The sequence below is a fragment of the Flavobacterium niveum genome (genome assembly GCF_055231775.1).
Genome location: NZ_JBUYSX010000004.1, coordinates 494,632 through 516,193, shown reverse-complemented (window position 1 = coordinate 516,193; position 21,562 = coordinate 494,632). Strand labels below are relative to the sequence as shown.

16 protein-coding genes are annotated in these 21,562 nt (G+C 43.5%); 12 read left to right on the top strand and 4 right to left on the bottom strand.

All coding sequences use genetic code 11. From position 1 onward, the window contains the following. Positions 1-201 precede the first annotated feature (201 nt). The 3 genes from ACZIX4_RS13030 to ACZIX4_RS13020 form a co-directional block, all read right to left on the bottom strand. Complete coding sequence (locus ACZIX4_RS13030) at positions 202-6,057, bottom strand: T9SS sorting signal type C domain-containing protein (RefSeq protein ID WP_463336076.1); 5,856 nt, start codon at positions 6,055-6,057, stop codon at positions 202-204. Between the two features lie 654 nt (positions 6,058-6,711). Next, entirely contained in the window at positions 6,712-7,203 is a 492-nt protein-coding gene (ribH, locus tag ACZIX4_RS13025; RefSeq protein ID WP_463336075.1) for a 6,7-dimethyl-8-ribityllumazine synthase, read from the bottom strand. A gap of 2 nt (positions 7,204-7,205) precedes the next feature. After that, positions 7,206-8,006, bottom strand: a complete 801-nt coding sequence (locus ACZIX4_RS13020) for a tetratricopeptide repeat protein (protein WP_463336074.1) — start codon at positions 8,004-8,006, stop codon at positions 7,206-7,208. A gap of 141 nt (positions 8,007-8,147) precedes the next feature. Here ACZIX4_RS13020 and recF point away from each other — a divergent pair, with 141 nt between their 5' ends. The 11 genes from recF (at position 8,148) to ACZIX4_RS12965 (ending at position 18,458) form a co-directional block, all read left to right on the top strand. Further along, complete coding sequence (gene recF / locus ACZIX4_RS13015) at positions 8,148-9,230, top strand: DNA replication/repair protein RecF (RefSeq protein WP_463336073.1); 1,083 nt, start codon at positions 8,148-8,150, stop codon at positions 9,228-9,230. Between the two features lie 57 nt (positions 9,231-9,287). After that, positions 9,288-9,962 (top strand): DUF2461 domain-containing protein, encoded by a 675-nt coding sequence (locus tag ACZIX4_RS13010; protein ID WP_463336072.1) that lies wholly within the window; start codon positions 9,288-9,290, stop codon positions 9,960-9,962. Between the two features lie 41 nt (positions 9,963-10,003). Continuing rightward, a complete protein-coding gene (gene murB, locus ACZIX4_RS13005) occupies positions 10,004-11,017 on the top strand; it encodes a UDP-N-acetylmuramate dehydrogenase (protein WP_463336071.1) in 1,014 nt (337 codons plus the stop codon). Positions 11,018-11,275: 258 nt separating this feature from the next. Then, positions 11,276-11,572, top strand: a complete 297-nt coding sequence (locus ACZIX4_RS13000; RefSeq protein WP_463336070.1) for a hypothetical protein — start codon at positions 11,276-11,278, stop codon at positions 11,570-11,572. A 2-nt stretch (positions 11,573-11,574) separates the two neighbouring features. Then, entirely contained in the window at positions 11,575-12,720 is a 1,146-nt protein-coding gene (locus tag ACZIX4_RS12995; protein ID WP_463336069.1) for a hypothetical protein, read from the top strand. 62 nt (positions 12,721-12,782) lie between these two features. Further along, positions 12,783-13,298 (top strand): hypothetical protein, encoded by a 516-nt coding sequence (locus tag ACZIX4_RS12990; protein ID WP_463336068.1) that lies wholly within the window; start codon positions 12,783-12,785, stop codon positions 13,296-13,298. Positions 13,299-13,636: 338 nt separating this feature from the next. Next, complete coding sequence (locus ACZIX4_RS12985; RefSeq protein WP_463336067.1) at positions 13,637-14,203, top strand: hypothetical protein; 567 nt, start codon at positions 13,637-13,639, stop codon at positions 14,201-14,203. Beyond that, positions 14,200-15,681: a LytTR family transcriptional regulator DNA-binding domain-containing protein gene (locus ACZIX4_RS12980; protein WP_463336066.1), complete on the top strand. Its 1,482-nt coding sequence runs from the start codon at positions 14,200-14,202 to the stop codon at positions 15,679-15,681. Before ACZIX4_RS12985 ends, ACZIX4_RS12980 begins: the two co-directional genes overlap by 4 nt. Positions 15,682-15,739: 58 nt before the next feature. After that, a complete protein-coding gene (locus ACZIX4_RS12975) occupies positions 15,740-16,846 on the top strand; it encodes a glycosyltransferase (RefSeq protein ID WP_463336065.1) in 1,107 nt (368 codons plus the stop codon). Continuing rightward, positions 16,837-17,400 (top strand): RNA polymerase sigma factor, encoded by a 564-nt coding sequence (locus ACZIX4_RS12970; RefSeq protein ID WP_463336064.1) that lies wholly within the window; start codon positions 16,837-16,839, stop codon positions 17,398-17,400. The genes ACZIX4_RS12975 and ACZIX4_RS12970 overlap by 10 nt, the downstream gene beginning before the upstream one ends. A gap of 206 nt (positions 17,401-17,606) precedes the next feature. Further along, entirely contained in the window at positions 17,607-18,458 is an 852-nt protein-coding gene (locus ACZIX4_RS12965) for an energy transducer TonB (RefSeq protein WP_463336063.1), read from the top strand. Between the two features lie 198 nt (positions 18,459-18,656). Here the strand turns inward: ACZIX4_RS12965 and ACZIX4_RS12960 are convergent, their stop codons facing one another. Beyond that, positions 18,657-19,304, bottom strand: coding sequence for a response regulator (locus ACZIX4_RS12960; RefSeq protein ID WP_463336062.1), 648 nt, complete (start codon positions 19,302-19,304; stop codon positions 18,657-18,659). A 258-nt stretch (positions 19,305-19,562) separates the two neighbouring features. Here ACZIX4_RS12960 and ACZIX4_RS12955 point away from each other — a divergent pair, with 258 nt between their 5' ends. Then, positions 19,563-21,557, top strand: a complete 1,995-nt coding sequence (locus ACZIX4_RS12955; RefSeq protein WP_463336061.1) for a tetratricopeptide repeat-containing sensor histidine kinase — start codon at positions 19,563-19,565, stop codon at positions 21,555-21,557. Positions 21,558-21,562: the final 5 nt, after the last annotated feature.

Genomic DNA, 21,562 nt, shown 5'->3' with positions numbered 1-21,562 from the left:
CTAATTTTAACATATCTCAAAAATGAATATGTTAAAATTAACATATAACCAATTTAAAGGATCTAAATTTTAACACTTACAACATACCCAAAACACATAAAACTCTATAAAACAGCTATTAAACTTAAATTTAACTTAAAAACAAAAAAAATACCGGCCTACGGGGAGCCGGTATTTAACAAAAACAGAACGGACGATTATTTAAAAAATTATTTTCCTCGTCGTCTTACCTTTATCGGTTACTACCTCTACAAGCAGCACCTCATGCTGTGCAGCAAGCCCCTGTAGCTGTGCACGTGTATTATTAATATTGTTGGCAGTATGTATTACCCTGCCGCGTATATCATAGACTTTTACATCCTGTATGGTTAGTGTACCGGCATTTATACTCACCACTCCATTATTATTGTATACAATAACTCCGTTTAGCTGTGGTGCGGTAACATCATCTACACTAAGCGCCGATGCCGAGTATACAATCTCAAACCTGTCGTTAAATGTTCCGGCCTCAGTAGTAAATGTATATTCGCCTGCACTTACTTCGTGTACATTGTTAAGCAGGTTGTCTTTCAGGTACACCGCCTGCCCCTGGGTAAATATACCCTCGGCATGGTCTACGCTTATTTTATACTGCCCTGCCGTGGCTGCTTTGTATCCCAGCGGCACTATATCAGAAACTTCAAACGAAGGCCTGCCCTGTATAACAAGGTTTTCGGCAGCTGCAATAGAATACAACTGTACGTTACCTTCGTTAAACGAACGTCCGTCATAGCCATAATCAATATCTGTGGTTAAACCATCCATGTATACAACGGCTGTTTGTGCTGCTGTTACTTCGTCTTCGGCAAAAATATTAAGCCATACTTTTGCAACTGTAGCATCCTGCTGTGCCGACTTAAGGAATGACTGTACGCTACCCGGCGTTTGGCGGCGCATGCTGTTGTTAAACCTAAGCACCGGCGTAGCAAGGCCTGATTTGGTTTTTACAATAAAGCCCTGCCCCTGCGAAAGCACCCAGGTATTAGTAGGCCCGGTGAAAAACTGTGCCTGGCCGGCACCACCACCTAATGCAGGGTTTGCCACATAGCCCGCAAGCGATAGCGTAGCATAGCTGGTAGCATTAGTATCATTCTTTTTCCTCCAGAAATAGATAGGCGAAGCCACATCAAGCACAGTGCTGTTTGCCGCAAAGAAATCGGCTACACTTATAGGAGATGGGTAAGGGTTACCTACAGCAGTATAACGCCCGGCCGATGTAGAAAGGTTAGCTGTTATATTACCATTGTTAGGCTTACCGTTAAATGTACCTGTAAACACCACCGAAGCAGTACCTTCTACATAACCCGGCGTAGATAAAACGTTTGGCATCCTTATAAGGTAACCTTTAGCTTTACTGAAGACAGTACCACCGGTTACCGGCCAGTAGGCCTCATTCCATTCGGTACCGTCAAAGTCATACTTATATTCGTAATACCTGTTTGGCGAAGTTAGCGGAGAGAACATGCTAAGGCTTTGCCCCTCTACCGGAGACGACCACATAGTATAATCAAGCCTGTATAGTGGTGTGGTATTTTTCACCAGGCTTATAGCGCCGGTGTTGTTTACGTTGTTTACCTGTACCAGTGCAGCGTTATTTTGTATGTTAAGTTGCGCACCTGTATTTACAATTACGGCGCCTTTTACTTTAAGGTTGTGGCCCGGCTGTATGTTTACAATACCGGTGTTCACGGTAACGCTACATGCTGTAAGGCTTTCGGTAGATGTAAAGTTGCCCTCAAATATGGCAGCATATGCTATAGAGTCAGGCTCGCCATTGCTCCATGAGGTACCATCCCAAACGGTTTCGTAAAGACATGGTGTTTCATCCTGCCACTCGTAGGCACCAAGGTCTATAAAACCATCGTATACCCTTTCGTTACCGGCATAGTCTGTAGTAATATCATACAGGTTTGGCACTATACCGCCTGCATAATACTCGGTAGTACCTGCGTTAACCGCAGGGCTGTCGGTATCAAGCTCATAAACTTCAAGCGATGCATTAGTAAAAAGCGGGTTAGACGATAACATATTGTTACCTGTATTATAGTTATGCCCTAATGAATCCTGGTCTGTTAGCACATCCCTGAATATGGTGGCATCTACACCGCTGCTGGCATTGGCATCTACAAAGCTGCCTGTACCGTTTATAATTATAGAGTTCCTGAAAACCGCCGGGGCTACAGCAGCACCCTGGTTATCGTAATAGTAGAAACCACCTGCCGCACCGGCAGTGTTAGCATCAAACGTACAGTTTGTAAACACAGGACCGGCAGTAATACCCGAAAACTGAGCATCGTTACCACTTACATAATACAGCGCACCACCTTTGTCTGTTGCGTTATTACCTGTAATAAGGCAGTTAACAAAAGCATCGGTACCGCTGGCCTGCAACTCGCCATCGCCTTCTACGTATAGTGCACCACCCTGCTGGCTGGCTGAGTTATTTTTAATCCTCACCCTGTTTAGTAGGGTATGGTTAGACACCGCGTTGTATACACCCGCGCCATAATCAGCTGTGTTTGTAGAAACAACTACATTAGTAAGTACAGCACCCGTATGGATGTTATACACACCACCACCCGAAATGGCTGTGTTTTGAGAAACCGAAGTATCTGTTATGTTTGCCGATGACGACTCATTATATATACCGCCACCCGAAGCCGAAGCTACGTTACCGGTTACCTCAGACGATTTTATTACCGGCGAACCGTTTACGTTTGCAATACCCGCACCCGATGTGGCCGTATTGGTTTTCACCCTTACGGTATTTATTACCATGCTGCTTCCGCAGTTTTCGTTGTAGATACCCGCTCCGTTTCCGGTAGCTATGTTGATTTCCACAATACTGTTTTTCAGTTCGTAGCCGCTGTTTATGTTATATACACCGCCACCGTTGTAGCGTTGCAGGTCGTATCCGTTACTGGTTATGTGGCCGGTACCGTTTGTCATGGCATCGCGTATTACAAAACCATCTACCACCACACCCGAATCGGCTCCAAGACCCGGTGCTACTATAATATGGTAAGCGTTGTCAAAATCACCCTCCTCGCCTATTTTACCGCTAAGTATGGCTTCGCCGCTTGTGCTGGTAAACGGCATGTGCTGCCTGTTGTTTATAGAGGTTTCATACCCTTCAAAACCACCGTAGATAGACACACCTTTTACAAGCGTAAAGGCATTGTCCCTGTCGGCAGGGTCGGCATTGCTAAAGTTATCCGGCCTGTACATAGGGTTGTACTTACCGGTAGCCACCCATATCTGCCTTACGGTATTTGGGGCAGCTTCGTTAAGTACTTTTGCAGTATACAGCGCATCGGCAAGTTCGCCCACGGCATTTGTCCAGCTTTCGCCTGTACCGGTTTCACCTTTCCTTACATAAAGGATTCCGTTTTGTATGTTGTATGCAAGTGTGTTTATGGTAATAACATCAGACGGTACCGAATATAATCCCTGCTTTTCGGCCCTTACCCTGTAGAAGAACGCCGTACCCGAAGGCAGCGAATTTACAGAACGGGTGAATATAAGCCCATCTGCACCGCCTACTACTGCACTCTGCGCAGTAGACACCAGGCTGGCATAGGTCATATTATACGTAGTACCTGTAAAATTAGTTACCACAACATTGTCCAGGTAAAACCTTTTACCCGGCGCAGAGCCTGCACTTTGTATCCTGATTTTAGAAACATTTGTACCGCCGGTTATTGGCAATACAAAACTTTGTGCTGCATCGGCCACAGAAAGATCCGGACCCAACTGCTGCCAGTTAGTACCGCCATCAATAGAATACAACACCTGTACTTTTGTAATTTCAGTTGCATAGCGCTGTATATCGAATGTAACAAACGTATCGCCACTTGCTGCCGAAAGGTCTAACAAAGGAGTAGTTACCGAACCTGTTTGGGTTTCACTACCCACTATAGCCTTATCCGGGCCGCTGAATACGTTTTCCACATTCCAGCCGTTTTGCTGGAAGTAGCCATCGGGTAGGTTTACCTGCACGGTACCGCTGCCGAAGAAGCCACTGAAGTTTTCTGAAAGTAATGTAGTATCAAATGTAGGCGAAGTGCTTACATCGAGCTTAAAGTTATAATCATTAGCATAGAACCAGCGCGACCTGAACGAACCTATGGTTACGTTTGTAGGCAGCTGCGCTATAGGTGCCGGGATTTCCAGCTGGCCCAGTGTGGTTTGTACCGTGGTGAAGCTTTGCAGCGGGCCGTAGCCTATACCGTACTGGCCGGTTTCCCACACACGGAAATAATATGTTGTACCTGCCGTAAGGCCGGTAAGCGACAGTGCATAACTACCACCGGTAAGGCCGGTAGCGGTAACTATTGCACCTGTACCTTCGGCAAAGTTGTTTACAAGGCTGTATTCTACACCGTAGCCAAATGTACCGCAGCTTACTTGTGGGGCCGCGTGTATAGTAGCCGATGATGTAGTAATATCGCTTAGTGTACCGCCCACGCTAACAAGGGGCGCTTCCATAAACTTATGGAAATCTAAAAGGAAGTCTTCTTCTGCCTGCGAGTCCATTGCAGCTACCCTTATAAAGTAGTTGCCTGATTGTGGCACAAAATATTCTATGGTTTCGGTCTGCGCCGTGGTTTGTGCCGAAGCTACCGCACTTAGCAGCGATGAAGGACAAGCCGTATTGAAAAGGAATAAATCAGCATTACCGTTAGAGCCGGTAAGCGTTATGCTGTAGTTACCCGGGCATGAGGCATAAAATTTATACCAAACATCCTTGGCACCATCTCCGGCAGTAAGCGAAGTGTACGTACTGCCTGCAAGTGTGCCGGTTATATTACCGTTAAAAGATTCCAGTGTTTCTGCCGAAGCACAGGTATCGTTAGTAATACTGCTGCCTATTACCTTACCGTTTACCGCCATTTGCACGTTAGTTTTTCCACCTACCACGGCTATAGACTGGGCGTTGTAGGCACCGGCAGCAAGGCCGGCCTTCAGGCGCACATAAAACACATTGGTAGAAAACGTATTGCTGCTGTCGTAAGTTAATGTGGCTGTACTGCCAAAGCCCGTAGTAGGCCCGGCTGTAGAAACCTCATAATAGGTATTACCGTAAATGGTAAGTGTACCCGGCCCCGGTGTTACATCGGCACTGGCTATAGAAAACGTTTTGGCTACAGAAGGCCCGTCACCTTCTATATAGTTTAGCGCATTACGTACTATAGGGGTAAATGATATACTTTCCTGGTGTGCCAGTAGTGGTATTGTGTTATACGATGTAGTAGCAAATCCCTGTACTGTCTGGTTTGCAGCAATACTAAGGCCTACGTTTTGGTTAATATCAAAATCGGCATTGTTAGTAGCCAGTGTTACTATGGCCTGCACATCTGAAACCCTGTTAACACTTGCTATGCTCACACCCGAAGGGGCACCTACAAGTGAAAAGTAGTTTTTATTAAGTGTGGGTGCGTAGTTGCCTACCGTAAGCTCTGCCACAAACGTAGCACCAGCCACAGTGTCTTCGGCAAGGCTGCCACTAAGCAACATTTGTGGCTGGTATACACCCTGAACTTTAAATGTTCGGAATTTCAGCGGGCCCGTACCTCCCTGTTTGCTGAAGTTTATCTTCACATCATTACTGTATACGTTAACAGGGCTTGAATAATTTACAAAGAACACCCCTGTTGCAGATGGCGTTACCATAGTCTGGGCATTCCAGCTGGCACCACCGTCGGCAGATACGTTTATACTGATAGGGCCACCATCGGTAGCGGTTTCATTGGCAAATTCAAAGGAAAGCGTAACACTGCCGTACACAGACAGGTTATAAGAGGGCGTTGTAAGCGATGAGCCTACTGTGGCAAACTTAGCGTAGCCGCCCGAAACAATAATATTGTTACCGGTCCACCCAGATGGGATGGTGCTTCCGCTAAAAGATTGTTGGTCTACAATTACCTGCGCGCAGGAAGGCCATGCAATGGCCAGCATAAATAGCAGCACTACGTGCCTGCCAAATGCATTTGACGTTTTAAAGTTTCTAAATATCATGGTTTCTGTTTTTGTAAAAACTAATAATTCCCACCCCGCGCAGTGTAATGCTATTACACCGGCGGTTTATCCGTTTAGTTTATTACAAGCTGTTGCAAAAAAGCAGACCATTCCCCCGGCACAAACAGGACGTAATTATCCCATGCCAAAAATGGTTTTGTTTAAAAAGATGGGTACAGTTTCACCGTTCAGGTAAGCGCGTACTTTTCCCCTGTAAGGAACTCAAGCCTGTAAAAGACCTGTCCCTAAAGAGCTACTCTTTCAGAACAACGTGTAACAATAAATTGAATATGGTCATTGTATAAATCACACCCCCATGTGAAGACATCGATCCGCCCATTTAAATTTGTGGTTTTTTGACGTCATTTTATACAGGATAAACTTATTAAAAGAATGGCTAAAAAAAAATACCCTCAGAGGGGTATTTTTACGTTTCTTATTAACATGTAAGATTTTTATGCAAAATCCTACTATTCAGGGATATTAGTATGTACTTTTCAAAAAATAAATCAATTAAATACTATTTTCTGACAAAATTCCAAAAGTTTCTAACTCAAGCAATAGAGCGTTTATCTATATTTTAGATAAATATTAATATAACAATTTGGTTAAAATTCTTACGGCAGCGTAAACCGTAATTTTTCTTGCCAAAAATTACAACACCGAGTTACGCAGGTGTGCCATGCGTATAGCCACAATAGCAGCCTCAGTACCTTTATTACCATGCTTACCCCCACTGCGGTCTATAGCCTGCTGCATAGTATTGTCTGTAAGCACGCAAAATATCACCGGCACATCGGTAAGTACATTAAGGTCTTTTATGCCCTGGGATACCGCCTCACACACAAAATCGAAGTGTTTGGTTTCGCCCTGTATAACGCTGCCTATAGCTATTACAGCATCTACATTCTGGGTTTCTATCATTTTCTTAGCGCCGTACACCAGCTCAAAGCTGCCCGGCACGTTCCAGGTTACAATAGCATCCTGCGGCACGCCATTGTCCAGCAGGGCCGCTACAGCGCCTTTATACATGCCACCTGTAACGTTCTCATTCCACTCTGAAACAACAATCCCAAACCGAAGTCCGTTCGTGTTTGGGATTGTGTTTTTATCGTAATTAGATAAATTCTTATTTTCTGTAGCCATGCTTATTCTGCTTTCGCTATGTAGGCATCTATCAGCATACCTTCTTGTGAGTTGCTGTATTTGTCTTTAATTTCAGTGTAATATTTAAGCGCATCGGCTTTCTTGTTAAGTGCTTCAGCAACCTGCGCAGCTTTAAAAAGGAAACGTGGTGTAAACAAATCGTTATCACTTACATGAGCAGCATCAAGGTAAAACTTAAGGCCCTGCTCCAGGTTAGCGTTACCACCAAGCTGTACGTAAGCATCGCCTTTAGCACCTATAGCCGAAGCTTTAAGGCCGTCGTCTTTAGCATCAAATTTCTCAAGTTGCTCTACAGCCTCTTTGTATTTACCTGTATTAAGGTAGGCTGTACCTGCAAAGTAATGTGCAAGGTTAGCCGCATCGGTACCATCGTATTCTTCAATAATTTTAAGGAATCCAAATTTACCCTCACCACCGTTTAGCGCAAGGTTAAATAATGAATCCTTAGACTTTTCTGCTACAAGCGCCTGGTTAAGGTATTGCTCTGACTGGAACATTTCGTTAGCAGCATCTTCCTCTTTAGGGGTTATAACAATTTTGTCTATGGCAAGGTAGCCCACTACAACAACTATAAGGGCGGCAAGCACTACATAGATAGTCTTCTGGTTCTTTTCCACCCATTCTTCTGTTTTAGAAGCGCCCGCATCAAGTGAGTTAAATACGTTAGCCGTAGTACTGTTACCGTCAAATGTTTCTTCAACCGGCTGTTGTTCTACTTCTACTGCCTCTTTTTCCTCTTCGGGTTTCGGCGCCTTGTATCCTCTTTTGTTGTATGTAGCCATTTATTTTATTTTAGTGAGCGCAAAAATAAAATTTTTATTGAAAATTAAAATACCTTTTTATGGATATTTTTCAATAATTTGCAGCATGTGAAAAAAACCGCGCCTTTTGGCAGAAAGTTTTCATATTCAGCACCGTTTATAATGCACCTACAAAGCTTATCACTCCTTAATTATAAGAATATTGCCGAGGCGGCTTATGAGTTTGACCCAAAGATAAACTGTTTTACCGGCCGCAACGGCGTGGGTAAAACCAATGTGCTCGATGCCATATACCACCTTGCATACGGAAAAAGCTACTTTAACCCACTGGCAGTACAGAATATACGCCATGGCGAAGAGTTTTTTGTAATAGACGGCACCTTTGAAAAAGACAGCCGCCGCGAACAGGTAGTGTGCAGCCTGAAAAAGGGCGCTAAAAAAGTACTGAAACGCAACGGCAAAATTTACGACCGCTTTAGCGAACACGTGGGCCTTATACCACTGGTAATGATTTCGCCATACGACAGCGACCTTATTATAGAAGGCAGTGAAACGCGCCGTAAATTCCTTGACAGTGTTATCTCCCAGCTTGATGCCGCTTACCTTCAGGAACTTATCAATTACCAGAAAGTACTGTCGCAGCGCAATGCCCTGCTGAAGTACTTTGCCCTGAACCACACGTTCGACCGCGACACCTTATATATATACAACGAACAGCTGAGCGGCATGGCACAGCACATCTATGAAAAGCGTAAAGTGTTCATAGACGGGTTTGTGCCGATATTCAACAAGCACCACCGGGCCATTACTGATGCCGCCGAAGATGTGGCGCTGGTATACGACAGCCACCTGCACAACAGCAACTTACTTACCCTGCTCGACGAAAACCTGCAGCGCGACCGCGTACTGCAATACACCAGTGTAGGTATACACAAAGACGACCTGCTGTTTGAAATTGGCGGCCACCCGATAAAGAAATTTGGGTCGCAGGGGCAGCAAAAAAGCTTCCTCATTGCCCTGAAACTGGCGCAGTTCGAGTTCATGAAAAAGCAAAGCGGCGTACTGCCCATACTGCTGTTTGATGATATTTTTGACAAGCTCGACGAAACCCGTGTTGCCCGCATCGTACAGATGATAGACGATAAGGTGTTCGGGCAGATTTTTATAAGCGACACCCATAGCGACCGTACCGAAACCATAGTAAAGGACACCCACCAGAGCTATAAGATTTTTTCTATTGGGTAATGCGGTGATGTGGTTATTTGGTTATTCGTATCTTTAAATTTGAAATTCATATTATCTATGATAACAGAAAAAACACTCCAATTCCTGGCCGACCTTAAGGAAAACAATACACGCGAGTGGTTCCAGGCGAACCAGGACCGCTACGAACTTTATAAAGACGAATACCGTGAAACCATAGAGGCTTTCCTGGATGAAATGAAGCCGCTGGACGATACACTGGAACAGCTTGAATTTAAAGACTGTTCGTATCGCATACACCGCGATGTGCGTTTCAGCAAAGACAAAACACCGTATAAAACCCATGCCGGTATTTGGATGTGCGAGGGCAAAAAGAACACCAACCTTGCAGGTTACTACGTTCATATAGAACCGGGTGCAGCCTTTGCAGGTGGCGGGTTGTACTGGCCTGAAGCAGCCGACCTTAAAAAGGTACGCCGTGAGATAGACGGTTTCTACGAGGAACTGGACGCCATACTCGCAGAGTCTGAGTTCAAGAAAATATACGGTGACTTAGAGCGCGGCGCAGATGTGGCGCTTAAATCGGCTCCGAAGGATTTTGACAAAACCCACCCGGCCATAGAGCTGCTGAAGCTGAAGAGCTACCTGGCTACCACAAAAATCCCGCAAAAGGAGCTTACAAGCAAAAACTTTGTAAAAGACACTGCCCAAAAGCTGATAGTACTAAAGCCGCTGATAGAATTTTTAAACCGTGCGCTTACTACCGAAGGTTAAAACCCTACATTTGCAGCACCAATTAATATGTTTTCCCCGAAATGGAGATTGTAAAAGACTATCCGCTTAAAACCCTGAATACCTTTGGCATAGCCGCCAATGCAAAAGAATTTGTATCGGTAACCACCGTTGAGGAACTGGCTGCCGTGCTGAAAGAAAACCAGGGCAAAAAGCTGTTTATACTGGGCGGCGGCAGTAATATGCTGCTTACGCAGGATGTAGATGCACTGGTTATCCATGTAAACCTTAAGGGTATAACTGTAGTAAGCGAAGACGAAAACACCGTAAATATAAAAGCCATGGCCGGTGAAAACTGGCACAGCTTTGTACAGTACTGCATTGCCCAAAACTACGGCGGCATAGAAAACCTGTCGCTTATACCCGGCAATGTGGGTACTACACCTATACAAAACATTGGCGCGTATGGCGTAGAAATAAAAGACACCATGGTAAGCTGCGAAGCCCTGGAAATAAGCACGCAAACGCTACGCACCTTTACCACTGCCGAATGCCACTTCGGGTATAGGGAAAGTATTTTTAAGGGCGCGCTGAAAGGGCAGTATATTATAGTATCGGTTACGTTTGGGCTTACTAAGGCAAACCATAAAATACATACAGCCTACGGCGATATTGTAGCCGAGCTTACGCAGAAAAACATCACCTCCCCTACCATTAAAGATGTAAGCAATGCCATAATTGCAATACGCAGCAGCAAGCTGCCCGACCCGAAAGAACTGGGCAACAGTGGCAGCTTCTTTAAAAACCCGGTAATAAGCAAGGCACAGTTTGACACGCTGTACGTAAAGCACCCTGCCATGCCGCATTATGTAGTGAGTGATACCGAAGTAAAAGTACCTGCCGGTTGGCTTATAGAGCAGAGCGGTTTTAAAGGCAGCCGTTTTGGCGATGCCGGTGTACATGCCCGCCAGGCATTGGTATTGGTTAACTACGGCAACGCTACCGGCCAGGACCTGCTGAACCTTTCTGAAAAAATACAGCACACCGTAAAAGAGAATTTCGGGATAGAGATAGAAGCCGAAGTGAATGTAGTTTAAAACTTACACTTGCAGCCGTTATACAAGCCACCTTAGGGTGGCTTTTTTTATTCCCGAAATTAAAAAACTGAAGTTATGACAGTTAGCTATTATTCTTACTAAAACGTTTTTAACATTTGGCGCTGCATTTCGCGCATTTCACGACATTATTTTTTGTAACCCATTGATTTATTGTTGCTTTGATATAACAAATCGCGATTGCCGGGAAGCCGAAAACGGAATGTAAGAGTAGGCGTAAAAGTTTAAATGTTTGTAGTTATGATAACAATCGAAGTAAAGGTATCCGGCGGTGTTGCCCCCGTACCTATTGAAGTTTTTATTGACCGGGATTCAAACTCGCATGATGATGACATTATTATAAGAAGCCCATTGTCTTTTAAGCAAATTGTACCCCTTGGCCCCGGGACTTACGCAATTGTTATATCCGGAAAAAACCCATTAAACGGTAAAACAGAAATGACAATTACCGGCACTGACTCAAATGGCGCCCCTATTAACCTTCGTAAGGTAAAAACTGTTTCAAACTATTCAGCAGTATTTATAGTAAATCTTTAGCCATGAAAAAGTTAGTAACATGCTTATCAATTTTCATGACTGTTGTCACTTTTGCACAGAACAAACAGTTAATGGAGCAGTCGGAAAACAACAAATCCGGCAATTACAAAGATGCCTTTGCTAAGTTTATACAATTTGCATTGAAAAACTCTGAACTTGAAGGCAACAGTGTAGAGTTTAACAGCACAATTTTCGGTATTAAATCAGCATTTAATGACAGCCTTAATCTTGACCGTAATTTTATTAAACAAGGGGGATGGAGAGACTTCCAGTTGAATTTAAAATTGAATTTTGATGATTCTTACAATTATAACGGTGCCTCTGTGGGAGTAACCTATGCTATTGTAAATAAAAGGGACAAGCAGGTTGTTGATTTGGCAAATACTGTATATGGCGAAAATTATGACACAATGCGCCATATAATGTCTGAAGTTCAAGCTGAATTAGCCTTGGAAAACAAAGAAGAGGCCTTTATAATTAATCAGATTAATCAGGCCACCGAGGATCTGATTAATAACAGTACAACGTATGACAGGGAATCTAACCCGTATTATGATAAGATAATAATGCTTTTTAAAGAAAAAGCACAACAAAAAGGATTGAAAGAAACTAATATCACTGCTTACATAGCCCTTCTTGAAGAGAGAGAAAAAGAAATTTTTAAAACCATAGAAAGTAAACCTCTCTGGACCATTTCTGCAGTTGGCACAGCACTAAAAGACAGTAAACACAAGGCCGAAATAGAATCGATTTTTCTTAAAGGCAACAAAGAGGCATGGAACGAGATTGATTTAAGGGCAAAACTGGTAATAGCCGATACAATTTCACCATCGGCTCCCCCTATTGACGGTAGGTTATTAGAAACAAATACCACTGCAACAAGATCTTCTTTTAATTTTAAAGCCGGGATTAACTTCAAAGCCTGGAAAGACAGTAACGACAGAAGCCGCTTAGAAATTAAAGGGTACGGAGAATACAACAGGATATTAACCGATGTAGCGCCAGATGAGGACAAAACTAATTTCCTTGCTAATGCAGATATCAGGATAAGGCTTGCAGAAGACCTGTGGTTACCATTTACAATAAAGTACGACCCGGATAACGCTAACCTGTTTGGTTTTTTAAATATTACATATAACTTTGAATAACAAACACCAGTTAATCAAATAATTACCAATACTTTTTTTATTAACCAAAACACCTTACAATTATGCCAACACCTATTTGTTTCCTTGAAGGAAGCGCCAAAATTAACGCAAACAATTCCCTTACAATTGAACTTAAACTTAATACTAAAACCACAAGTTATCGCTTAGAAGAGTTCTATGTGTTTAAAGTATTAGATTATATCGGTATAGCCGTACAGTATAAAAATAATACAGGTGTCATTGACGACGCGAACAATGTTGTAACTGAATTAACGCTCAATATTCCTGCGGCAGTATTAGAAACAGATTGGCTACCGGGTATGGTTATCCGCATCATGACAATGAATGAGAATGACCCTCTTGTGTTTCGTTCTTTAAAACCTTACTTCCACGAACGTTTAGCTTATTTCAAAGATGGTGCAACTATAACCTCGGAAATGCTGGAATCATATAATAATGATTGGAATACCAGAAACGGAAATTTAGAGGTTGATACTTATATTCTAACAAATGTGGAAAAACCTTTTAAACCAAAACTCACTAAAGGCGATGTAATTTTATCCATCACCTCTCTTTAATAAACTATACACGCCACCTCCGGGTGGCGTGTAATTACAATTTAAATTTACCCGGCTCACCTATTTAGTTTGCCATTGGCCGTAAACAGGCACATTTCGCGTTGCATTTCGCGCCATTCACGACATTTATTTTTATATGCTACTGGTTTGTTGTTGTTTTGGCCCTACAAATCGCGATGATGACCCGGCCATTACCGGCACCCCCCGGCGCAAGCCGCTGGATAGTTACCGGGTAATTTTTTAAATAATTTTTAACAAACCAAACATTATGATGCTTCAAACATCCATTCTTACTATTTTTAGGCCCTGAACTAAATTCTTTAAACCACCTTACAATTATGGACACAATCAGATTAAATCCTGCCACCGGGAAGCTTATTATTTCGGTGACGCTAAATGTAGCCTCTGACAAATTCAGGGCTATAACCCCGGGCAAACTTTACAAAAGTGCTTCGGGTTTTAAAGGCATAGCATACCGTTATTATGATGCTACAAACGGCACTAACGATACCGGGACAAGTTACCCAATGACGGTATATTTTGAACTGGACAATATATATAAATGGAAAGTAGGCGATGCCGTAAGGGTGATGAGCCTTAACGAAGACACGCAGGCCAGTTTTGACGGGCTTACCGATTATTTTAACCAAAGGCTGGAATATTTACAAGACCGTACCTGCACCCAGGAAGACCTGGAGGACATTAACTACCGTTGGAACGGCTTACCGGCTAATGCAGGTGCACCACCGGTAATAAACTTCCCGGAAGTGTATCCCGGTACTCCTAAAAATAACGCGTACAAGATTGAAGAGACTTTAAAAACAGTTTCTGAACCTTCAGCTTTAATGCCACCTCCACGCCTTACTAAAAAAGACATACTGGTATCCATCTCAGCTTTTCGATGAAAAAAATAATACTCCCGGCTATACTTGCCTTATGCAGCTTTTGTACCCCTTTACGCGGACAGGGGCTAAAACAGTTTGCAGACCCCCGGGTAGAGAAGAGCCCTGAGGAGTATTTGGCCGATGCATCACAAAATTTTCCGGCGACCACTGCAGAGGCCGCCGGAATACTATATAACATAGGCCGCTGCTGCCTTCACCTTAACCGTGAAGACAAGGCTGCCACATTGTTTATTAATGCAAAAAAACTATTTGAATATAGCGGGCTTACCACTGCCTCTAAAGATATTTCGCTGGAAATACATAACGTTATATCGTCTCAGGAACATTATAAATCGTATGATGATAACTTTATAACCGAGTATTTCAGCTTTGCCAAAAAAACCGGTTCAAACGAACGTCTGGCACTTGCCTATAATGAATTCGGAAAAAATGCGTATGATGTTTATGAAAGTGACAGTATACCCAGCCAACACCGGCTTGATTCTACAAAAACCATATTTGAAACCGGGCTGCGCTTTGCCCTGAAAAGTCAAAATCCTGTAGCACTTTGCAGGATTTACAATAGCCTTTTTGCCGTAGCATTGTATAATGAAGATTATACCGTTGCACGTAATTATCTTGGCCTGTCGTTAGTGTATGCCAAACGAAGCGGTGATGCTTACGACATATATACCCATCATTATAACATGGGAATGAGCTATTTTTTTGAAGAAAATTATACAAATGCCATCAATTGGTTTAAGCAGGCAGAGTCCATTTCTATTCCCCGCTACCGCGATAAAACGAAACGGGTATTGTACAAAAAGCTTATGGAAAGCTACGATGCCGTAAACGACCAGCAAAACCGACGCAAGTACCAAAAGCTGTTTATGGAGCTGGAAGCCCGTATAAACGACGAACAACAAAACATAGCCATACACGAAACCGAGCAAAAATACAATGCCGATGAAAAAGATAAACAGATAAGCGCATTACAAAACTTTAAAGAGAAGTTTTACAAAAACCGCCTTGTTTTCGGGATATTGCTGTTCCTTGTGTTCCTGCTGGCGCTTTATTCATTTGTGCGCTGGAAAAAACTGGACCGCCACAAGCGTACCCTCGAACAGGAAAAACTACAGGTACAGGAAGAAAAACAGGTTATAGAACAAATACACCACAAAACCGTGGTGGAACTGGAAAAGGTAAAAAACATTGTTACTGAAGAATCTATAATACTGAAGGACAACACCAAAGTATACCTTAACGACCTGATGTACATAAAGGCCGAAGACCACTACCTGCACCTGTTTAACGCCGATGCCAAGAAACACCTTGTACGCGGCAAAATATCGCAGATTATAGAGGAGCTTCCGCCGAATTTTGTAAAATGCCACCGCTCGTACATTGTAAACACAAATTTTATAGCCACTTATGGCCGTGGCTTTGTGGTGCTGAAAAATAAAGAAGAAGTACCTACCTCCCGGAATTTTAAATTCTGATTTTTTTATGATAAAATAATCTTAAAAGCAGTAATTTTGCCGCAAAATTGAGACCCTGATGCCCGAAATTATTTTCTACGCTTTTGTTGGTATAATTGTTTTACAGCTTGCTTATTACCTTGGCGTGTTCGGCAGGTTTATTTTTGCGGCACCACAACAGGTTACCCAGAAAAAACTGCCCGTATCGGTAATTATACTTGCCAAGAACAATGCCGAACAGCTGAAAACACTGGTACCGAAACTGGCTGTGCAAAACTACCCCGACTTTGAGCTCGTGGTTATAGACAATGCCTCAAGCGACGAAAGTATAGACCTGCTGGAAGATTTTGAAAAGCAATACCACAACATAAGGCTGGTAAAAGTAGAGAACAACGAAGCTTTTTGGGGCAATAAAAAATACGCACTTACCCTGGGTATTAAGGCCGCACGAAAAGAATACCTGCTGTTTATAGATGCCGACTGCCAACCCGCCGGGCCTGACTGGGTAATGCACATGGCATCGCAATTTACCATGAGCAAAACCATAGTACTGGGCTTTAGTGCTTACAGGCTGGTAAAAAACTCATTAGTAAATAAACTTATACGTTTTGATGCACTGGTGAATACCACACAGCGTTTTGCATGGGCAAAGAATGGCCTGCCTTTTAGTGGAGACGGACGTAACCTGGCTTATAAAAAGGAAGAATTTTTTAAGCGAAACGGCTACATCAACCACATGAACATACGCACCGGTGAAGATTCGTTGTTTGTAAACGAGGCCGCCACCGGAAAAAATACTGCCGTATGCTACACTCCTGAAAGCTTTACTTTTAGCGATGCCCCTGCCGCCTACAAAACATGGATTATGGACAAGCGTAAGGCCGCCTATACCACATCGTTCTTTAAAACAGGCGACCAGGTAAGGCTAAAGATATTTGTATGGCTTCAGGCATTGTTCTTCGTTTTTATGATAGCGCTTATAGCCATGCAGTTTAACTGGATGTTCCTTGTGCCGGTTATTGTATTCCGCTACCTTATCTGCTGGATAGTAATGGCACAAAGCGCCGCCAAGCTAAACGAAAAAGATACGGTATACTGGTTCCCTTTTATGGAAATAATGCTTATCTTCACACAACTGCAGGTGTTTGCAGCTAACCTGTTTTCAAAAAAGGTACATTGGCAATAAATTCCCAGCGCATACAGCAAAATATAGAAAAAGCAAAAACAGGCGACCAGGTAGCCTTTACTACCCTGCTTGATTTTTACTGGAACGAGGTGTATGCCTTTATGCTGAAACGTACCCAGAACGAAACGGACACCGAGGACATTGTTATAGAAACCTTTGCCAAGGCTTTTGACCGCATAAGCACCTACAATCCCGAATATGCCTTTAATACCTGGCTGATAAGCATTGCCAAAAACGTGCACATAGACATGCTGCGCAAAAAGAAATCGGCCATATTTGTGGAAATTACCGATGATGAAGACAGCCGTGCCCAAAACGTGGCCGACAGCTCCCCTACTGCCGAAGACCTTCTTATTCGCGAACAAAACCTGTCGAGCCTGTTGCAATGCATCCGCCAGCTGAAACCGCAATACCAGGAGGTAATCCAACTGCGCTTTTTCCAGGAGCTTAGTTACCAGGAAATTGCCACCCAACTCCATGAACCCCTGAATAACGTAAAGGTAAAAATACTACGTGCCAAAAAGCTTTTGCTGGAAATCCTGAAAAAAAAATAGGTGCGTTTTTCATAAAAATTTTCCCCTCCCAAACCAAAACGGTGTGCTTTATGGTGCACTTATTTAATTTTGCATACCTTTTTGCAATAAAACCCTGATTTTAAGTATTTATAAACAACTACACAATAAAGTGGCATATAATATGCACACCTACTATATCGTTGTAGTAGTATAAATAATTTACAAACCTAAAATCACCATTTGTTATGTCTAAAGTAGATGTATTTGGAAATGCCTGGATCGACCTTGTGTTTGAAGGCCGCAACCAGCAATATGGCGCCTACCAGCTCCGTAAACAGGAATCACGCAACACCATGATTGCCCTTTTTGGCGGTATAGCCCTGCTGGCCACAGCAGCGTGTATACCGGCAGCGGTAAACTATTTTTCTAACGGGGAAAAAGCCGAAGTGGTAAACAAAGGAGGAGGAGTAATTGTGGTTACCGAAATTAAAGAAGACCCCATCTTTAAGGCAGAACCTCCAAAACCCGAACCGGTACAAAAACAACAACCCGCCGCTGCTGCACCACCGGCACAAGATGTAAAACGCCTTACTCCTATTGTAGCAACATCTGATCCGGTGATTGACACTCCTAACACAGATGACTTTAAAGACAAAAACCCCGGCCAGGTAGATACTAAAGGCGCAGGCGGTGCAGGCGACCCGATAAACACCACCGGCCCCGGCGAAATAGGCGGCACAGGCACATCACCAGTTGTAAATACCGGTGAGGAAGGTCCATTGTCTATAGGTGCATTAGATGTAATGCCGGAATATCCCGGTGGGCTTAAAAGCTTTTATAACGATGTGGCCCGCAGCTACCGCGTACCGGAGAGCAATGAAGCACAAAGCCTGAAAGTATTCGTGTCATTTGTAGTGGAAAAAGACGGCACCATAACCGATGTTAAGGTAACCCGTGATGCCAAACCCGAACTTGGCCTGGGTAAAGAAGCCGTTAGGGTACTGCAAAAAATGAAAACCAAATGGAAACCGGGCATTAAAAACGGTAAGCCTGTACGTACCGCTTACAGCCTGCCTATCACCATAAATATCCATTAATCAGTCCATATTTTAAAACACGGAAACCCTGCCAATAGGCAGGGTTTTGTTGTTAGATTATCTTGTTAAACCGATAACTAAAATGCTTTTAAATACCTACAAGGTCTCAAAGACCTTGTAGGAACGAATAACCTGTAGTACGCCAACCTGCAAGGTTTGAAAACCTTGTAGGTTTAAATATAATCGTGATATATTATGCTACAAAAATCCCTGGTGTATGGCTTCTTTAACCAGCGAGTTGTTATCGGTAACGTTAAATGCCTTTTTCATGCTGGCTATGCGTTTCTGCACACTGCTGTCTGACAGGAACACCAGGTCGGCCAGCTCTATAGCCTTATACCCTTTCGCCATAAAAAACAGGATTTGCCTGTTGGTATCGTCTACCATCAGTTCCTTCATCCACACCTGGTTGATGCTTTTGTTTATAGCAGGGCTTTTATAGGTATCACCTGCGGTTATGCGGGTAGCTACTTCGCTAAGTTTTTGTGGTGTAAGTTCGGTTTTGGTAATAAAGCCTTCGGGTTCGGCTTTTTTAAAAATATCGTACAATACCAGTATCTCATTATGCGCCGTAACCATAATAATACGGCAGCCGGGCATGGTTTTGCGCAGCAGCAGCGCTATATCGGTACCGTTATGCAGTTTGTGTTGCGGGCTTGGCGGCAGGCTTTGGTCTATAACCGCCAGGCTAAAGCTTTTTGCTGGCAATGCCTTTTGTATGGCTTCCCATGCATCTTCGCAACTTCCTGCCACGGTAATAACCGGTTGTGGCACAAAGGTATTATTCATTACGGTATTATACCCTTCTATAGTAAAAGGGTGGTCGTCTACAAGCAATATTTCCATCTTCGCCTCCTTAAGTGAAAAGGGCTTACCCCTAAAAATTTTTCCCCAGCACCAAATTAGTATTTTTTTCCCGTAAATCCTAAGGTTTTCACCTAATGCCACAATTTGAAACAATATATTGCTTAAAAGTGAAAAAATACATTCGGCATTTAACAGATTATACTTTAGGTATAAATTAGAACCTTTAATTATCTTTGGCTCAAATTATTTGGCTGTAGTGCAGGCAGGTACCTGTGCAGCCCCTATTTTTAGATGCGTATGAGGAAAACCTTTACCCTATTTATACTTATACTTCTGGTACTTGCTTCGGCCTGTACCCGCAGGAAAAACGGCAAAGCCACACTGGGTGACCTGGAATACCTGGAAAGGACCGAAAAAATGAGCGTGGAAGACCGTACCCGCGTGCTGGACAGCATGTATGCTGTAACCAAAACCCGCCCCGAAGACAGCCTGAACCAGGAAATTATGAAGGTAATAGCCTATCGTTATTATTATGACGACGAGCTGGATAAGCACCTGGGCATTATGCGTTTCCTGCACCAATCGGCAGAGAAAAGGGAAGACTCGGCTACCATGGCATTCTCGCTATATAACATAGCATCTAACATGGAAGCCAAAAACGTACTGGACAGTGCCTACCACTACAGGCTGCGTGCACAGAACATTTATGACAAACTACACGATACCCTAAACTACGGGTTGTCGCTGCATGGCAATGCCCGGGTACTGTACCTGCACGGCAACTTTTCTGAAGCTGAAGCCGAAGAAATAAAAGCCATACGCGTGCTGCGTAAAGCAAATGACAAGGAAGCGCTTAATGACGCCTACGTGGCCCTGGCAAACGACCTTTCTAACATGCAGCATTATGACAAGGCACTCAGTTACCTGGAAAAGGCACTGCAGCAAACCAGGGAAATGGCCAAGACAAATGTACCTGAAGAAAGCGTTTTGGCCGACAGGCAAAACATTTACAATAACATGGGTGTTATGTACGATAAAAAGGGTGACTATGCTACCGCAATTAAGTTTTACACCATGGCCATGGAACTTAATACTGACGACGATAAGATAAACAAAGCGCTTTTTTTAGGCAATATAGGCTATGCCAAAATGATGAACGGGTACAAGGAAAAGGAATACACAAAAGACCTGTTTGAATCGCTGCGAATACTGGACAGTATGGAGGAACCTTACTTTAAGCTGGAAACCGAGAAAAGCATTGCCAAGCATTACCTCCGCAAAAAAGATACCCTGCGTGCTGTAACCCTGCTGCGCAAAACCTATATCGAAGCAGTACAGGAACAAAGTAATGATGATAAGCTGGAAGTATTGTCGTTACTGGCAATAAACGACCACCATAAAGGGCCGCACTATTCGCAATTGTATTTTAAGCTGAACGACAGCCTGCAACGGGCCGAACGTACCATGCGCGACAAATTTGCCCGTATAGCTTACGAAACAGAAAATATAGAAAACCAAAACAAATCACTGCACCGCCGCGTAAACTATACACTGTGGGCAGCTGTGGCGTTGCTGCTTTTTGCTGTAGGTACTGTAGCAATCATAAGGCTGAGGGCACGCAACAAGGAACTCCTTTACATACAGGAGCAGCAGGAAGCCAACGAAAAAATATACAGCCTGCTAATGCAGCAGGAAAGCCGTGCCGAAAACGCCAAAATGGAGGAACGAAACCGCATAGCCATGGAACTGCATGACGGGGTTATAAACCGCATTTTCACCACGCGTTTTAACCTGATGCAACTGGAGACCGATGAGGGCCAGAAAAAGGAACTGTTGGTTAATGAGCTTCAGGAAACACAGGATGAAATACGCAAACTGTCTCACGACCTGAAGGAAAGCTTTACGGGCGATGAAAGCTATGTCGAAGCGCTGAAACAGCTGGTAAGCAGGCAGCAGGAAACCACAGGGCCGGTTTTTGACGTATATGTGGATAAATTTATCAACTGGGCCAATGTATCGCCGGAAACCCGTGTGGCATTGTTCCGTATAGTACAGGAAGCCTGTACCAATGCCCGAAAATATAGTAGTGCCGATAATTGTAACATAGCACTTATGGCGCAAGGTCCCGCCGTAAAATTACGCATATGGGACGACGGCAAGGGCTTCGATATTAAAAAGACCCGTACAGGCATAGGCCTGCGCAATATAGACGAACGCGTTAAAGCCCTGGGCGGAACGTTAAATATCAATTCAGGCGAAGGCAAAGGCACCGTTATTGAGGTGATTGTGTAAAAGGT

Bases quoted from the DNA above. Each gene is read 5' to 3' on its own strand.
- ACZIX4_RS13030 (WP_463336076.1), bottom strand. From the start codon at position 6,057: ATGATATTTAGAAACTTTAAAACGTCAAATGCATTTGGCAGGCACGTA.
- ribH (WP_463336075.1), bottom strand. From the start codon at position 7,203: ATGGCTACAGAAAATAAGAATTTATCTAATTACGATAAAAACACAATC.
- ACZIX4_RS13020 (WP_463336074.1), bottom strand. From the start codon at position 8,006: ATGGCTACATACAACAAAAGAGGATACAAGGCGCCGAAACCCGAAGAG.
- recF (WP_463336073.1), top strand. From the start codon at position 8,148: ATGCACCTACAAAGCTTATCACTCCTTAATTATAAGAATATTGCCGAG.
- ACZIX4_RS13010 (WP_463336072.1), top strand. From the start codon at position 9,288: ATGATAACAGAAAAAACACTCCAATTCCTGGCCGACCTTAAGGAAAAC.
- murB (WP_463336071.1), top strand. From the start codon at position 10,004: ATGGAGATTGTAAAAGACTATCCGCTTAAAACCCTGAATACCTTTGGC.
- ACZIX4_RS13000 (WP_463336070.1), top strand. From the start codon at position 11,276: ATGATAACAATCGAAGTAAAGGTATCCGGCGGTGTTGCCCCCGTACCT.
- ACZIX4_RS12995 (WP_463336069.1), top strand. From the start codon at position 11,575: ATGAAAAAGTTAGTAACATGCTTATCAATTTTCATGACTGTTGTCACT.
- ACZIX4_RS12990 (WP_463336068.1), top strand. From the start codon at position 12,783: ATGCCAACACCTATTTGTTTCCTTGAAGGAAGCGCCAAAATTAACGCA.
- ACZIX4_RS12985 (WP_463336067.1), top strand. From the start codon at position 13,637: ATGGACACAATCAGATTAAATCCTGCCACCGGGAAGCTTATTATTTCG.
- ACZIX4_RS12980 (WP_463336066.1), top strand. From the start codon at position 14,200: ATGAAAAAAATAATACTCCCGGCTATACTTGCCTTATGCAGCTTTTGT.
- ACZIX4_RS12975 (WP_463336065.1), top strand. From the start codon at position 15,740: ATGCCCGAAATTATTTTCTACGCTTTTGTTGGTATAATTGTTTTACAG.
- ACZIX4_RS12965 (WP_463336063.1), top strand. From the start codon at position 17,607: ATGTCTAAAGTAGATGTATTTGGAAATGCCTGGATCGACCTTGTGTTT.
- ACZIX4_RS12960 (WP_463336062.1), bottom strand. From the start codon at position 19,304: ATGGAAATATTGCTTGTAGACGACCACCCTTTTACTATAGAAGGGTAT.
- ACZIX4_RS12955 (WP_463336061.1), top strand. From the start codon at position 19,563: ATGAGGAAAACCTTTACCCTATTTATACTTATACTTCTGGTACTTGCT.